A 14,004-nucleotide genomic window follows, 5' to 3' on the forward strand; every position below is an offset into this window, starting at 1 on the left:
TGGGGTGGCACCGGCAACGGCTTCTCGTCCGCCCTGGGACGGATCCAATTAAGAAGCCAACTTGCCGAAAGTGAGCCACATCATGGAAGGGCTTCTCGCGCCCGTCAACCACCTGCGGGATCTATGGGGTTGGACTTTTCTGCGCGGCGCGTTCGGTCTGCTCCATCTGTTCCAGGTGGTGCAGTGCGAGGCGGGCTGCCCCGATTGCGGTCGATTCCTCACCGAGCACGGAGGTGAGCACCTCGGGTGCGTACGGGCAGTTCTCGGCGAGCCGGCGCGCGAACGGCTCGCTCAGCAGGGTGCCCGCGCGGGAGATGCCGCCGCCGAGCACGACGGCCCGCGGGTCGAGCACGGCGACGTGCCGGGTGAGGCTGTCGGCCAGGCACTCGGCGAAGGCGCGCAGGGTGTAGCGGGCACCGCCGTCGCCCGCCGCTGCGGCCGTGACGACGGCGCGCGCGGCGTTCTCCCTGGTGGGCCTCTCCGCACCCTGGTGTCCGGCGAACCAGTCGAGAAGTCGCTGGTAGGAGCGTTCCCAGCCATCGCCCGCGACCATTTCGCCCGCCGCTCCGTGCCGGCCTCGGTGCAGCTCTCCGCGCAGCCACAGACCGATGCCGAGGCGGTTGCCGACGTACAGGTACACGCAGTCGCGCACCGCGACGCTGACGCCGCCCGCGCACTCGGCGAGGGTGGCCAGCTGGATGTCGTTGCCGACGACCACGGGACCGTCGACGCTGCCGGCGAGCTCCTTAGCCAGGTTCATCCCGGTCCACCCCGGCAGCGAGTCGCTCACCGCGACCCGGCCCTCGGTGTCGACCATGCCGCTGGTGCCGACGCCGGTGGCGAGCGGGCGCACGTCGGCCGCCTCCGGCCCGGCCAGGCAGCCGGCGATGGCGGTGCGCACGGCGTCGAGCCGGTCGCGTGCGCCGAGTTCGGGCGTGACGGCCACGCGATGGGCGGCGACCGTGCGGCCGAGCAGGTCGGCGGCGATCACCAGGATCTTGTGCGCGCCGATGTCCACGCCGAGGACATGGCCCGCCTCGGCGCGGAACCGGAACCTGCGGGCCGGGCGGCCGACGCCGCCGCTGCCGGGGCTCAGCTCGACCAGCCGTCCCTGGCGCAGGAGTTGGGCCGTGAGGTCCTGGGCCGTCGGCCGCGACACGCCGATCAGGGCGGCCAGCTCCGGCACGGTGATCTCGTCGCGCTCGCGCAGCACGCGCAGCGCGGCCGCCGCGTTCAGCCGCCGCAGCAACGACGGATCACCGCTCAACGGGTCGCCGCTCATGGGTCCCTCCCCCTTGACAGCAAGATCGGTTGCTCTCAGCGTGACCCGGAGCGATTGAGAAACTTACCTAACAAACCGCGCCCTGGGGAGCACTGATGGGTGAGACAGAGCCGCAGCCCGGCCGTCCCGAGCCGCGACCCGGACGATCCGAGCCCGAGCGCGGCCATCCCGAGCTGGAGTGCGGCATCGGCCTCTGGGATCAGGACGTCCACGGAAATCATCGCCTGTTGGTGGACGTGGCGGCCGCGGCCCCCGCCGTCGCCGCCGAACTCCCCTGGCGCCGCCAGGAGATGAGCGTACGCTCCGTGCTGGGCGACGTGGACGTGATCGTGCTCGCCCCGTCCGGTCTGCGGGTGCACAACACGGTGGCCGTGGAGGTGACCGAGGAGCGCGGCCGGATCGCCTTCGAACCGGTGGAGGGCCCCGGGGCGTACGCGGTGCACTATCTGCCGTACGCGCACACCGGCAAGCCGTACTACCCGCAGGCCGCCTACCGCCCGCCCACCCGCACCGCGGACCCCGGCTGGGCGCACCGCTGCGGCCTGGGCGGCACCGGGCCCGGCGGACCGGCCGCCGGCTGGGCGCTGCTCCCCCGCGCCGAGGCCTTCCGCTACGAGGCGGCGAGCGCCGTCGACTCCTTCGCCCCGATGGGCTTCGCGGCGACCGCCGCCGAACGCCGGGCGGTCCAACGCGCCCACGAGGGCGAGGCGTTCGTCCTCTACGGCGAGGACCGCGCCCACCCCCTCGGCCGGTACGGCAGCCTGCCGGCGCGCTGGGCGCGGGCCACCCCGGGCGCTCCGCTCGCCGGCACGGCGGACCGCGGCGAGTTCTACGCGCTGCAGGTCGGCGTGTTCGCTCTCACCGACCTCGCGGACGTGCGCGCCGAGGTGCGGGGGCTGCCCTTTCCCGTGCGGTGCCTCAGCACGAACGGCACCGACGCGCGGGGCAGCACCTTCCGGCGGGAGGTCACGGTGCCCGCGGGCGGGGTCAGCGCGCTGTGGCTCGGCGTCGACGTGCCCGAGCAGGCGAGGCCCGGCCGGTACGAGGGGGAGATCGCCGTCCGCGCGCAGGGCATCCCTGAACGCACCCTGCCCCTGCTGCTCACCGTCGGCGAGGACGCGGTCGCCGACCACGGCGCGGGCGAACCCGCCCGGCTTGCCCGCCTTCGCTGGCTCGACTCGACGCTGGCGCAGGACGACGAGGTGGTCCCGCCGTTCACGCCCGTGCGGGTGGACGGGGACCGGCTGGAGATCCTCGGCCGCACGGTCGAGCTCGGCCCCGACGGCCTGCCCCGGCGCCTCACGTCCACGTTCACCCCCTCCGTGACCCGCGCCGACGGTCCCGGCCGCGCGCTGCTCGCCGCCCCGGTCACCTTCGACGTCGGTAGGCCCCTGGAGTACGCGCCGCTCACCCTCGACCAGCCGGGACCGGCGCGCGTGCGCTGGACGACGACGGCCACCGGCCGCGACGTACTCCTGCGCACCGAGGGCGAGTTGGAGGCCGACGGCTTCCTCGTGGTGCGCGCCACCGTCGAGGCGGGTGCCGACACCGAACTCGACGTCCGCCTGGACGTGCCGCTGCGGGAGGACGTCGCGCGGTACGCGATGGGGCTCGGCCTCACGGGCCGCGCCTGCCCGGCGACGTACGACTGGAGCTGGCAGACCCCCACCCGCAACCAGGACGCCCTCTGGCTCGGCGACCCGGCCGCGGGCCTGCAGCTCTCGCTCCGCGACGAGCACTACGCCCGCCCCCTGAACACCAACTACTACCGGGAGAAGCCCCTGGCCACACCCCGCTCCTGGGCGGGTGACGGGGACGGCGGGGTGCGGCTGCGGACGGAGGCCGGGGTGCGCCGCCTCACCGCGTACAGCGGGCCGCTGCGGCTGCGCGCGGGTGAGAGCCGCCGCTTCGAGTTCCGGCTGCTGCTCACCCCGTTCAAGCCGCTCGACCCGGCGCGTCAGCTCGCCGAGCGGTACTACCACGCGTACGCCGCACCCGAGGAGGTCGCGGCGTACGGCGCGAACGTCGTCAACCTGCACCACGCCACACCCCCCAACCCCTACATCAACGACCCGCTGCTCGCCGCGGAGACCCTGCGCGCCTACACCGACGAGGCGCACCGGCTCGGCGTGCGCGTGAAGGTGTACGACACGGTGCGCGAACTCACCCGGCACACACCGGAGTTGCCGGTGCTCGCCGCGTTGGGCGACGAGATCTTCGCGCCCGGCCCCGGCGGCGGCCACGCCTGGCTGCAGGAGCACCTGGGGCGGCGTCACGTGCCGGGGTGGGTGGCCCCCGACGTCGGCGACGTCGCGGTGGTCACCTCCGGCGACTCGCGCTGGCACAACTCCTACGTGTGCGGCATCGAGCGGCTGCGCCGGGTGGTCGGCGTGGACGGTCTGTATCTGGACGACGTGGCGTACGACCGGACCACCATGAAGCGGGTCCGCAAGGCGCTCGCCCGGTCCGGGGAATCCGCGCCGCTGGTCGATCTGCACTCGTGCAACCAGTTCCGGGAGCCGGACGGTTTCTCCTCGAGCGCCAATCTCTACGCGGAGCTGCTGCCGTACGTCGACCGGCTGTGGCTCGGCGAGCTCTTCGACTACGACGACGGGGACGGCGCCGACCCCGCCTACTGGCTGGTCGAGATCTCGGGCGTCCCCTTCGGGCTGATGGGCGAGATGCTGGAGGGCGGCGGCAACCCGTGGCGCGGCCTCGTCTTCGGCATGACGGCGCGGGCCCCGATGACCGATGTACGGCCGCTGTGGCGGGCCTTCGACCGGCTGCGGCTGCCGGAGGCGGAGATGACCGGCTGGTGGGCGGGTGAGCCGCCGGTGCGGACCGGCAGGGACGACGTCCTCGCGACGACGTGGCGGGGTCCCGGCGGGACGGTCACGGCGCTCGCGTCCTGGGCGGCGGGGCCCGCCGAGGCCGTGCTGAGCACGGACTCCGGTCCGGTGGCGGCGTACGCGCCGGCCGTCGAGGGGTTCCAGCCGGAGCGGTCGTTCGCCGCGGGCGAGCCGGTCCCGGTGGCCCCGGGGCGCGGCTGGCTGCTGCGGATCGCGCCGCCCGCGGACGGGGCCGCCGCGGCTACTTCCCCATGACCAGGCCGTCCTTGCCGGCTCCCCGGCTCAGGACGACGCGGCGGATCCGGTCGCGTACGTCGCTCACCTCGGCGCCGCGGTCCAGCGCCCGGTTGAGGTTGACGACGCGATTGGCGTCCGTGTCGAACAGCATCGGCAGGAACTCGGCCTTCTTCACCTGCCAGCGCTCCCCGTCCTTCGCCGGCGGCTCGAAGGTGAAGCGGCCGATGGTGCCCTGGTTGCCGCGCGGGTCGGGCTCGTCCTCGTGGTTGATCATCGCGCCGGCGATCTGGTCGCCCATGCCGTAGATGACCCAGGTGCCGTTCACCTTCTCGTAGGCCTGCGGCACATGGGCGTGTGTGCCGAGCAGCAGATCGATGTCGGGGCGCCCGTCCGTGCGGGACGCCGTGAGCTGTTTGCCGAGGGTCAGCTGTTGCCGGTCGGGTTCGTCCTGCCACTCCGTGCCCCAGTGCATGCTGACCACCACGACGTCGGCGCCCGCCTTCCGTGCCGCCCGTGCGTCCGCGACGATCTTGGCGCGGTCGATCAGGTCGACCGACCAGGGCTTGCCCTTGGGCAGCGGATAGCCGTTCGTGCCGTAGGTGTACGCGAGTTGGGCGACCTTCGCGTCGCCGGCCCGCAACCAGGCCGGGCTCTTGTCCTCCGCGGCGGTGCGGGCCGAACCAGCGTGTTTGACACCCGCCTTGTCCAGCGCGTCCAGGGTGCGGCGGATGCCGTCGGCGCCGTCGTCCAGGGTGTGGTTGGAGGCGGTGGAGCACGAGTCGTACCCGGTGGCCTTGAGGGCGCGGGCCACTTGAGGCGGCGACTTGAAGGCCGGGTAGCCGGAGTAGTCGCCGTCGGCGCCGTAGACCGTCTCCATGTGGCAGATCGCCAGGTCGGCCTGGGACACCACCGGCTTGGCGCCGGCCAGCATCGGCGCGAAGTCGTAGCCGTCGCCGTCCGCGTCGGCGTTGGCCTGGCGGATGATCGAGGCGTGCGGGAGCACGTCTCCGGAGGCGACCAGGGTGAAGGGGTGCCGCTGGGCGGCGGACCCGCCGGCCGGGGACCGTGCCGAGGTGGTCGCCCACGGCTGGGCGGAGCACGCGGCGGCCCCCGCCAGGCCGGCCAGCAGCAGGGCCGCCGCGGCGGCGGTCGCGGGGCGCGGACGCCAGGCGAGGCGTGTGATGACCGAGGTCGGAGGGGTTCTTGTGGGCCGTGAGATCCGTACGCGGTGCGTCATGGGTGGGCTCCGTGGCTGGGGCGTTATCCGGCCAGATGAATCCACATACGGAAATCACATCAAATCAAGAACCATTGCCGTCATAGTCCCTGAAACGGAGTCAAAGGGACGACCCTGTGACGAGAACAACACGAGAGGGCCCACCTGCGGTGAAACGGAAGGCCGGGTCAAGGGTCGGTAAAGCGCCTTGCTCCGCACCCCTCGCGGGTAATCGGCTGTCCTCACCGTGTGCCGGACAGGGGGGCCAGAGGCCGGTGACGCGCACGGACCGGAGGAAGGCGGAGCGGATGCGGCACGAGAGCAGAGGAAACACGGGCGGGCCCCAGGGCGGCGAACTGGCCGTCCCCATGGCGTGGTTGTACGCCGAGTACATCGCCGACGAGTTGCTGCGCACCGGCGATCTGATGCCGCCCACCTCCTTCGAGTACCGGGCGGGGCGCGACGCCCTCGCGCTGACGATCTTCCTGTCGGACAGCAAGGGCGAGCTGTCCGGCATCCGCGTGGTGTCGCAGCTGGAGACCTGGCTGACCCTGACCGCGTACGGCCAGCCGTGGCAGGACTGGGTCCGGGAGCGGCTGGCGCAGCGCACCGTGGACGCCGTCGCCGCCGGCGGCCCCCGGCCCGACCTGGAGCTCGCCGACCGGGCGTGGCGCTGGCTGCAGGAGACCGAGCTGCTTGCCCCGGACCTGGACGCCGTGCCCGGCCGCGCCGGACAGGGCGAGGAGGACGGGCCGAAGGTGTGGACCCCGGCCTGGCGCCTCGGACTGCCGCTCGGACACCTGGCGATCCATCTGTTCTGAGCCCCGGCGCGGCCCTTGAGTGATTCCGCGGCCCCGTGCGTACCGGAGGGCGAGCAGCACCCCCACCGACACGGAACGGCAAGGAACACCATGAGGTCCCTGGAGCGGCATCGTGACGCGGGCGCCTACGCGCTCGGCCTCCTCGACGCGGCGGACGCCTTCCGCTTCGAGGACCACCTCGCGGACTGCCCCGCCTGCCTCCTCGCGCTCGACGAACTCTCCACGACGACAGGCCAGTTGGAGCTCTACTGCCGGGTGACACCGATCGCCGTCGAGCCCTGTGCCGCGCCCTCCGCGGGCCTGCTGGACGGTGTGCTGCGGGAGACCGCACGGCGGTACGGCGCGGGCCGCGGACGCCGCGTCGGCGCGGCCGCCCTCTGTGCCGTCCTGGTGGCCGCCGCCCCGGCCCTGGCCGCGCTGACGACGACGGCGCCGGAACCGGTGCGCATGAGCGCGCGGGACCCGCGCAGCGGGGCCACCGCCACCCTGACCGCGCGGGACCGTGTATGGGGGTCGGAGATCGGGCTCACGGTGCGGGACGCGGCGGCCCGCGGGCGGGTCTGCGAACTGGTGGCCGTCGCCGCCGACGGATCCGAGCAGACCGTCACGACGTGGCGGACGCCCGAGCGCGCCGTGCGGACCCGGGGCGCCTCGGCGCTGCGCACCGGCCGGACCGTGCGGTACGAGGTGCGCACGGCCGACGGGAAGACACTGCTGACGCTGCGGCGTCCCTGAGGGCCCGTGTTCGGCCCCCCGCCCGCGCCGCGAAGCCCGGTCGGTGCGCTACTTCACCCGTACGCCACTTCACCCGTGCGTCACTTCAGCAGCCGCGACATCCGCCGGTCCGCGAGCAGCTTCCCGCCCGTCTGGCACGTCGGGCAGTACTGCAGCGAGGAGTCGGCGAAGGAGACCTCGCGGATCGTGTCGCCGCACACCGGGCACGGTTCCCCGGTGCGGCCGTGCACCCGCAGGCCGCTCTTCTTCTCGGCCTTCAGCCGGCCCGCCGCGACGCCGTGCGAGCGCTCCACGGCCTGGTTCAGCGTATCCAGCAGCGCCACATGCAGCCCATGGATCTCCTCCTTCGCGAGGCTCGACGTGAGCCGGAACGGCGACATGCGGGCCGCGTGCAGGATCTCGTCGCTGTACGCGTTCCCGATGCCCGCGATCAGGCTCTGGTCGCGCAACGCCCCCTTGATCTGCCGCCGTTCACCCGACAGGAGCTCCGCGAACCGCTTCTCGTCGAAGTCGGGGGCCAGCGGGTCCGGCCCCAGCCGCGCGATGCCCGGGATCTCCTCCGGCGCCTCGGTGACGTACACCGCGAGCCGCTTCTGGGTGCCCGCCTCCGTGAGGTCGAAGCCCGCTCCCGACTCCACGGCGACGCGCAGCGCCAGCGGGCCCTTGCCGGGCCGCGGCACGCCCTCGGGCAGCCGGTCGTACCACCGCAGCCAGCCGGCCCTGGCGAGATGGGTGACCAGGTGCGGTCCTCCGGTGTCGATGTCGAGGAACTTGCCGTGCCGCTCCACCGCGGTGACGGTACGGCCCTCCAGGGCGGTGAGCGGCGGGTCGTACGTCTTGAGGACGCTGATCGCGGCGGGCAGCACCCGCTCGATCTCCCGGCCGACCAGGTGGTCCCGCAGGAACTCCTTCAGGGCCTCGACTTCTGGCAGTTCAGGCATGGCTCTCCCTCAACCCCTTTGCTTCTCGGCCGGCATGACGAATTCGCACCACACGCACTTGCCGCCGCCCCGCGCTTCCACGCCCCACCCGTCCGCGAGCCGGTCCACCAGGAGCAGGCCGCGGCCGGAGACCCCGTCGTCGCCCGCGTCGCGACGGCGCGGCAGGGCGCTGGAGGAGTCCTCGACGTCGACGCGCAGCCGCCGCTCGCTGCCGCTCAGGACCCGCAGGGTCACCACCGCGGCGCCGTCGGTGTGCATCAGCGCGTTGGTGATCACCTCGTCGGCGACCAGCTCGATCTCGTCGGCCCGCTCGCCCGCGCCCCAGGCCCGGACGGCCGCCCTGATCATGTGACGGGCGTCGGCGAGTGCCTCGGGGTCGCTTGGCGCCACGTGCTGCTGGAGGCGGCCGCCGGAGCGCGGCGCGTCGACGGCGTGCCGGCGCATCAGGAGCAGCGCGGCGTCGTCGTCGCCGCCGCGTCCGTCGACGATGCCGCAGAGCCGGTCGGCGAGGCGCTGCAGATCGCGGGGGCCGACGGCGGCGAGCTCCGCGAGGGCCCGCATGCCGTCGTCCAGGTCGGCGCCCGGCTCCTCCACGAGCCCGTCGGTGCAGAGCAACAGCGTCTGGCCCGCGTCGAGTTCGAGGGTGGTGACGGGATAGTCGAGCCGCCCGAACTCGGCGGACAGGCCGAGCGGCAGCCCGCCCGCCACCTGCACCCGGCGACAGGAGCCGTCGGCTAGCTGCACCAGCGGGTCGAGGTGGCCCGCCCGGACGAACTGCACCACGCCGGTGGACAGGTCCGCCTCGGCGTACAGACAGGTGGCGAAGCGGTCGGTGTCCAGTTCGTGCAGGAAGGTGGAGGCGCGGGCCATGACGGTGGCGGGCGTGTGGCCCTCGGCGGCGTAGGCGCGCAGCACGATGCGGAGCTGGCCCATGACGGCGGCGGCGTGCGTGTCGTGGCCCTGGACGTCGCCGATGACGGCCCCGACCCGGCCTCCCCCGGAGGGGGCGCCGCCGGGCAGCGGGATCACGTCGTACCAGTCGCCGCCGATGTCCCGGCCGAGCGCCGCCGAACGGTAGCGCACGGCGATCTCCGCGCCGGGGACGCCCGGGATGCTGCGCGGCAGCATGGCCTGCTGGAGGCCCTGGGCGAGGTCCTTCTCCTGCTCGTAGAACATGGCGCGCTGCAGGCTCTGCGCGATGCTGCTGCTCAGCGCGACCAGGACGTTGCGCTCCTCCGTGGTGAAGCCGGTCTTGTCCTGGTAGAGCAGGCCGAGGACGCCGACGGCCCGGCCCTGCGCGATCAGCGGCAGATACGCGGCGGCGGTGATGCCGAGTTCGTCGATGTGCGGCCACAGCAGCGGGTAGGACTCGGCGAAGTCGTCGGCGGTGTCGATGTAGCGCGGGGCGAGGGTGCGGACGACCTCGCTCATGGGGTAGTCCTCGTCGACGCCGGTGAGGCGGGTGCCCTGGACGTAGCTGCCGGCGGGCCCCTCGGCCACGAGCCGGACGCGGCCGGCCTCGACGAGGCCCATGACGAGGTTGGACGCCCCCAGGTGGGCGAGGCCGCGGGTGTCCCGGAGCACGTCGATGACGTCCCGTACCGTGCGGGCGTGTGCCAGCGCCGCGGTGGTGCTCTGCACGAGGGTCGTGGTGCGGCGCCGCTCGGCCTCCTCGTCGGCGCGCTCGGACAGGGCGGCCGGGCTGTCGCCGAGTTCGCGGGTGGCGTCCCGGACGATGCCCAGGATGCGGTGGGGCCGGCCCGTCGCGTCGCGCTGGATGCAGCCCTGGGTGTGGGTCCAGCGCAGCGATCCCGAGCGGCAGCGGATCCGGAAGTACGCGCCGTAGGTGTCGCTGCCGTCCTTCAGGGCGTGCGAGACGGTCTGGTCCAGGCGGTGCGCCTCGACGGTGGGGACGCGGAAGGCGAGGCTCTCGGGGCGGCCGTCGTACTCGTCGGGGTGGACGTCGAAGACCTCGTGGGCGGTGGCGTCCATCGTCATGTGGCCCGTGACCAGGTCCCAGTCGAAGCGGCCCATGCGCAGCACTTTCCCGTACAGCGAGAGGAAGCAGCCGTCCGACTCCCCGGCCGGCTGCCCGCAGCGGCAGTGCCCCGCCGGGTCGTGCTCCATGCGCCCACGCTAGGCGGAGGCCCGGACGCCCGCACGCGGGGAGGCTCAGGTGTCGAAGGTGCCGGGGTCGCTGTCGGAGAAGGGGTTCGGGGACAGGAACGGGTCGTCGGGCACGAGCCCGTCCCCCTCCGGCGTCGGCGGCTCGGTGAGGTCCTCCGGGGCCGGGGGCGTGTCCGACGGCGTCTCGGGCGTGGGGCAGCCGGGCGGCAGTGACGGGGAGGGGTCGGTGGGCGTGCCGGACGGTGTGTCGGACGGCGTTCCGGTCTGCGGCGGGCAGTCGGTCGAGGAGCCGTCCGGGTCCGGGTCCTGGTCCTGGAACGGCTCGGTGGGCCCGTCCGGTCTGCCGCTGCGATCCTGCTCGCCGGGTTCGGTGGCGTCCGGGTCCGTCGGGTCGGGGTCCGTGGGCGGGGTCGTGGGCGGCGGGGTGGTCGGGTCAGGTGAGGTCGGCGAGGGCGTCTTCGGGGAGGGCGTGGGGGGCTTCGGCGGCTTGGTCTCACGGTCGTGGCGGGCGTGCTCGTCCCCGACCTTCCGCTCGATCCAGGTGTGGTCGACGACGTCGACGATGACGAGGTGCGTGACCGGCCGGGGCGCGGGGGTCACGACGACCACGCGCGAGGCCTCGTAACCGCTCCACGCGCGGCCGTTGGGGCGGGGCGTGTGGTGGAGGGCGGCGGGCGGCTTCAGCGGGTTCCCGCACGCGCAGCGCACGCGCGGCAGGCCCCGGTCGTCGACCAGGACGGCCGTGCCGGACTGCAGGACGGACTGGAAGCTCGTCGCGGAGCCGTCGCGGTAGCCGTGGTTGGTGACGCGCGTGTCGGTCCGCAGGACGACGGGGGTCAGGCCCCGCAGATACTCCGGCACTCCGGCCCGTTCGATGCCCGACGCCGCCGCGAAGGCGCGGGCCTTGGCGCGGTCGGCGTCGAGGAAGCGCACCTGCCGGTCGACGTCGCAGCTGCCGAGGGCGTGCGTGCCACCGTAGAGCCCCGCCGTCTCACCCGACACGGTGCGGGTGCCCTGCGGGGTGGCCGATCCCGTCGGCGAGGGCTGCGGCGAACGGGTGACGGGCGGCGGGGGCGCGGCGTCCTTCGCGGTGGAGTCGGTGAACGGGTCGGGGCCCTGCGCGGCGACCGGCTGCAGGAACAGTTCGCCGCCGTCGCCCGCCGACTTCCGGTCGCCGTCGCCGGAACAGCCCGCGAGCGCGAGGGCCGCGGATATCGCGAGGACGAACGCGTGGGTCCTGGTGGGTGTACGCACCGGTTCTCCCGCCGTTGCCGTGCCGTCCGCCCCTGGTCCGGGGAGACCTTGCGTCATTGTCTGCAGGGGCCCCGACGGGCCCGCAAGCCGAACCGGACCACCCGGCACGCGGGCCCAGGACTCCCCCGGCGCCCCTGTGCCCTCCCCCGGTCCTCACTGCCGTAGGGCCTGGCCGGCGGCACAATGGGGCCGTGGAGTGGTTCACGGCTGACACGTACTGGCTGAGCCGGCTGATCGTCCAGCGGCTGCTTGCCGCGGTCTATCTCGTGGCCTTCCTCGGCGCCGCCCTGCAGTTCCGTGCGCTCATCGGGGAGCGCGGGATGCTGCCGGTGCCGCGCTATGTGGAGCGGGTGCCGTTCCGCCGGGCGCCGAGCCTGTTCCAGCTGCGCTATTCGGACCGGTTCTTCGCGTCGTGCGCCTGGCTGGGCTGCGTGGTGGCGGTGGCGCTGCTCGCCGGGCTCGACGGGCACCTGCCGCTGTGGGGCGCGATGGCGCTGTGGCTCGTCCCGTGGGCGCTGTACCTCTCCATCGTGAACGTGGGGCAGACCTGGTACGGCTTCGGCTGGGAGTCGCTGCTCCTGGAAGTCGGCTTCCTCGCCGTCTTCCTCGGCAACGACCGGGTCGCACCGCCCGTCCTGGTCCTGTTCCTGCTGCGGTGGGTGCTCTTCCGCGTGGAGTTCGGCGCCGGGCTGATCAAGATGCGCGGGGACGCGTGCTGGCGCGAGCTCACCTGCCTGGACTTCCACCACGAGACACAGCCGATGCCGGGCCCGCTGAGCTGGTTCTTCCACCATCTGCCGCGACCCGCGCACCGGGTGGAGGTGGCGGCCAACCACGTCACCCAACTCGCGGTGCCCTTCCTGCTGTTCACACCCCAGCCGGTGGCGACGGGTGCGGCCTCCCTGATGATCGTGACCCAGCTGTGGCTGGTCCTCTCGGGCAACTTCGCCTGGCTGAACTGGCTCACCATCGTCCTCGCCGCGTCCGCCCTCGACCTGTCCCCCTGGCACACCGCTCCCGATCTCGCGGACCCGCCCCTCTGGTACAAGGTGGTGGTCGTCGTCGTCACCGCGGCGCTCCTGGCGCTGAGTTACCATCCCGTGCGCAATCTGCTGTCCCGGCGGCAGGTCATGAACACCTCGTTCGACCCGCTGCACCTGGTCAACTCCTACGGCGCGTTTGGCAGCGTCAGCCGGGTGCGCCAGGAGGTCGTCATCGAGGGCACGGCGGATCCGGTGGCGCGCGAGGACTCCGACTGGCGGTCCTACGAGTTCAAGGGGAAGCCCGGTGACGTACGGCGGTGGCCACGGCAGTTCGCTCCCTACCATCTGCGCCTGGACTGGATGATGTGGTTCGCCGGGCTCTCCCCCGCCTACGCCAGGTCGTGGTTCGGCCCGCTGGTGGAGCGTCTCCTGGACGGCGACCGCGACACGCTGCGGCTGCTGCGCGGTTCACCGTTCCCGCCCGACGCCCCGCCCACGTACATCCGCGCCCGGCTCTACCGCTACCGGTACACGACGTGGCGCGAGCGGCGCGAGACGGGGGCCTGCTGGGAGCGTACGTACGTGCGTGAGTTCCTGCCCCCGACCCGGCTCGCCGCGCCGGCCCGGGGGCGGTAGGGCGGGCCCGGGGACAGTAGGGCGGGCGTCGCCCTCATACCGGGGCCGGGAGGTCCATGAGGGCCAGCCTGTCCGGGGCGGTCACGGCGGTGACCTCGGTGATGACGCCGTCCGCGACGGTGAAGACGAGCAGGGCGCGCGGGGTGCCGTCCGCGTTCCAGGAGAGCACTCCGGGGCGGCCGTTGACGGTCGCCGCGACTCCCGACGCCGCGCTGCCCGCCACCCGCGCGCGGGTGGCGACCTCGGTGGCCCCGAGTGTGACGGACGTGCCGCCCCCCGGAGTGTGGACGGTGAACCTCACTTCGGGGTGAAGGACCTTCAGGAGTTCCTCGAAGCGACCGTCGCCCGCAGCGGCCAGGAAGGCCCGGACCACCGCGCGTCGCTGCCGCATGTCGTCCGCCGCCGGCCGGGCGGTCCGGCCCTGCCCGACCTTTCTGCGGGCCCGGCTCGTCAGCATCTTGGTCGCGTCCACTTGCCGAGTATCGCGGCGATCTCGGCGTGCGGCACGGCGAACACGTCGTGCAGCACGAACGCCAGTCGTTCGTCCGGGCGCAGCGAGTCGAGGACGGTGAGGAGCGCGAGGCCGACGGAGTCCCCGAGCGCCACGAGTTCGTCCGGAGCCGGGGTGTCGTCGAACGTCACGGTGAACTCGGGGAGCGGGTCGTCCAGGGTGAGCTGCGGCCGGTTCCTGCCCGACCGCAGCACGTCGAGGCTGAGCCTGCCGACCACGGTGGTCAGCCAGCCGCCGAGGTTGTCGATGGTGCCGGCGCCCTGGCGGGAGAGGCCCAGCCACGCCTCTTGGACCACGTCCTCCGCGTCGGCGTGCGAGCCGAGCACGCGGTGGGCGACGGCCTTGAGCCGGTCCCGGTGGGCCTCGAAGGCCTCGGCGACCGAGTCCGCGGGTGAGGTGTGGGGCAGCTCCA

General features: G+C 73.6%; 9 protein-coding genes and 1 pseudogene. 4 read left to right on the forward strand and 6 right to left on the reverse strand.

Going from position 1 to position 14,004, the window contains the following annotated elements; all coding sequences use genetic code 11:
* Positions 1 to 121: 121 nt before the first annotated feature.
* Entirely contained in the window at positions 122 to 1,282 is a 1,161-nt protein-coding gene (locus tag ACZ6CV_RS13830) for an ROK family protein (protein ID WP_469251006.1), read from the reverse strand.
* A 95-nt stretch (positions 1,283 to 1,377) separates the two neighbouring features.
* On the opposite strand from ACZ6CV_RS13830, the gene ACZ6CV_RS13835 reads away from it, so the two are divergent.
* Positions 1,378 to 4,386 (forward strand): glycoside hydrolase domain-containing protein, encoded by a 3,009-nt coding sequence (locus ACZ6CV_RS13835; protein ID WP_469251007.1) that lies wholly within the window; start codon positions 1,378 to 1,380, stop codon positions 4,384 to 4,386.
* On the opposite strand, the gene ACZ6CV_RS13840 is transcribed toward ACZ6CV_RS13835, so the two are convergent.
* Positions 4,373 to 5,605 carry a CapA family protein gene (locus ACZ6CV_RS13840; protein WP_469251008.1) on the reverse strand — a complete coding sequence of 411 codons (1,233 nt, stop codon included), beginning with the start codon at positions 5,603 to 5,605 and terminating at the stop codon, positions 4,373 to 4,375. The two genes, ACZ6CV_RS13835 and ACZ6CV_RS13840, sit on opposite strands and share 14 nt — an antisense overlap.
* A gap of 287 nt (positions 5,606 to 5,892) precedes the next feature.
* Between ACZ6CV_RS13840 and ACZ6CV_RS13845 the strand changes: the two genes are divergently transcribed.
* On the forward strand, positions 5,893 to 6,405 hold the full coding sequence (locus ACZ6CV_RS13845) for a hypothetical protein (protein ID WP_362362853.1): 513 nt from the start codon (positions 5,893 to 5,895) through the stop codon (positions 6,403 to 6,405).
* 90 nt (positions 6,406 to 6,495) lie between these two features.
* On the forward strand, positions 6,496 to 7,140 hold the full coding sequence (locus ACZ6CV_RS13850) for a zf-HC2 domain-containing protein (protein WP_469251009.1): 645 nt from the start codon (positions 6,496 to 6,498) through the stop codon (positions 7,138 to 7,140).
* A gap of 80 nt (positions 7,141 to 7,220) precedes the next feature.
* Here ACZ6CV_RS13850 and ACZ6CV_RS13855 read toward each other — a convergent pair whose 3' ends face one another.
* Genes ACZ6CV_RS13855 through ACZ6CV_RS13865 form a run of 3 tightly spaced genes read right to left on the reverse strand, consistent with a single transcriptional unit; the run spans position 7,221 to position 11,462 of the window.
* Positions 7,221 to 8,081: an Fpg/Nei family DNA glycosylase gene (locus ACZ6CV_RS13855; RefSeq protein WP_469251010.1), complete on the reverse strand. Its 861-nt coding sequence runs from the start codon at positions 8,079 to 8,081 to the stop codon at positions 7,221 to 7,223.
* 9 nt (positions 8,082 to 8,090) lie between these two features.
* On the reverse strand, positions 8,091 to 10,208 hold the full coding sequence (locus ACZ6CV_RS13860; protein ID WP_469251011.1) for a SpoIIE family protein phosphatase: 2,118 nt from the start codon (positions 10,206 to 10,208) through the stop codon (positions 8,091 to 8,093).
* Positions 10,209 to 10,253: 45 nt separating this feature from the next.
* Entirely contained in the window at positions 10,254 to 11,462 is a 1,209-nt protein-coding gene (locus tag ACZ6CV_RS13865) for a DUF6777 domain-containing protein (RefSeq protein WP_469251012.1), read from the reverse strand.
* Positions 11,463 to 11,653: 191 nt separating this feature from the next.
* Here ACZ6CV_RS13865 and ACZ6CV_RS13870 point away from each other — a divergent pair, with 191 nt between their 5' ends.
* Positions 11,654 to 13,081: a lipase maturation factor family protein gene (locus ACZ6CV_RS13870; protein ID WP_469251013.1), complete on the forward strand. Its 1,428-nt coding sequence runs from the start codon at positions 11,654 to 11,656 to the stop codon at positions 13,079 to 13,081.
* A 34-nt stretch (positions 13,082 to 13,115) separates the two neighbouring features.
* Here the strand turns inward: ACZ6CV_RS13870 and ACZ6CV_RS13875 are convergent.
* Positions 13,116 to 13,999 (reverse strand): annotated as a pseudogene (locus ACZ6CV_RS13875) (sigma-70 family RNA polymerase sigma factor).
* Positions 14,000 to 14,004 lie beyond the last annotated feature (5 nt).

Source organism: Streptomyces sp. NPDC041713, from assembly GCF_055591085.1.

What these genes read in the sequence shown, in the direction of transcription:
- ACZ6CV_RS13855 (WP_469251010.1), bottom strand. Translation starts at nt 8,081, where the DNA reads ATGCCTGAACTGCCAGAAGTCGAGGCCCTGAAGGAGTTCCTGCGGGAC.
- ACZ6CV_RS13830 (WP_469251006.1), bottom strand. Translation starts at nt 1,282, where the DNA reads ATGAGCGGCGACCCGTTGAGCGGTGATCCGTCGTTGCTGCGGCGGCTG.
- ACZ6CV_RS13835 (WP_469251007.1), top strand. Translation starts at nt 1,378, where the DNA reads ATGGGTGAGACAGAGCCGCAGCCCGGCCGTCCCGAGCCGCGACCCGGA.
- ACZ6CV_RS13840 (WP_469251008.1), bottom strand. Translation starts at nt 5,605, where the DNA reads ATGACGCACCGCGTACGGATCTCACGGCCCACAAGAACCCCTCCGACC.
- ACZ6CV_RS13850 (WP_469251009.1), top strand. Translation starts at nt 6,496, where the DNA reads ATGAGGTCCCTGGAGCGGCATCGTGACGCGGGCGCCTACGCGCTCGGC.
- ACZ6CV_RS13860 (WP_469251011.1), bottom strand. Translation starts at nt 10,208, where the DNA reads ATGGAGCACGACCCGGCGGGGCACTGCCGCTGCGGGCAGCCGGCCGGG.
- ACZ6CV_RS13845 (WP_362362853.1), top strand. Translation starts at nt 5,893, where the DNA reads ATGCGGCACGAGAGCAGAGGAAACACGGGCGGGCCCCAGGGCGGCGAA.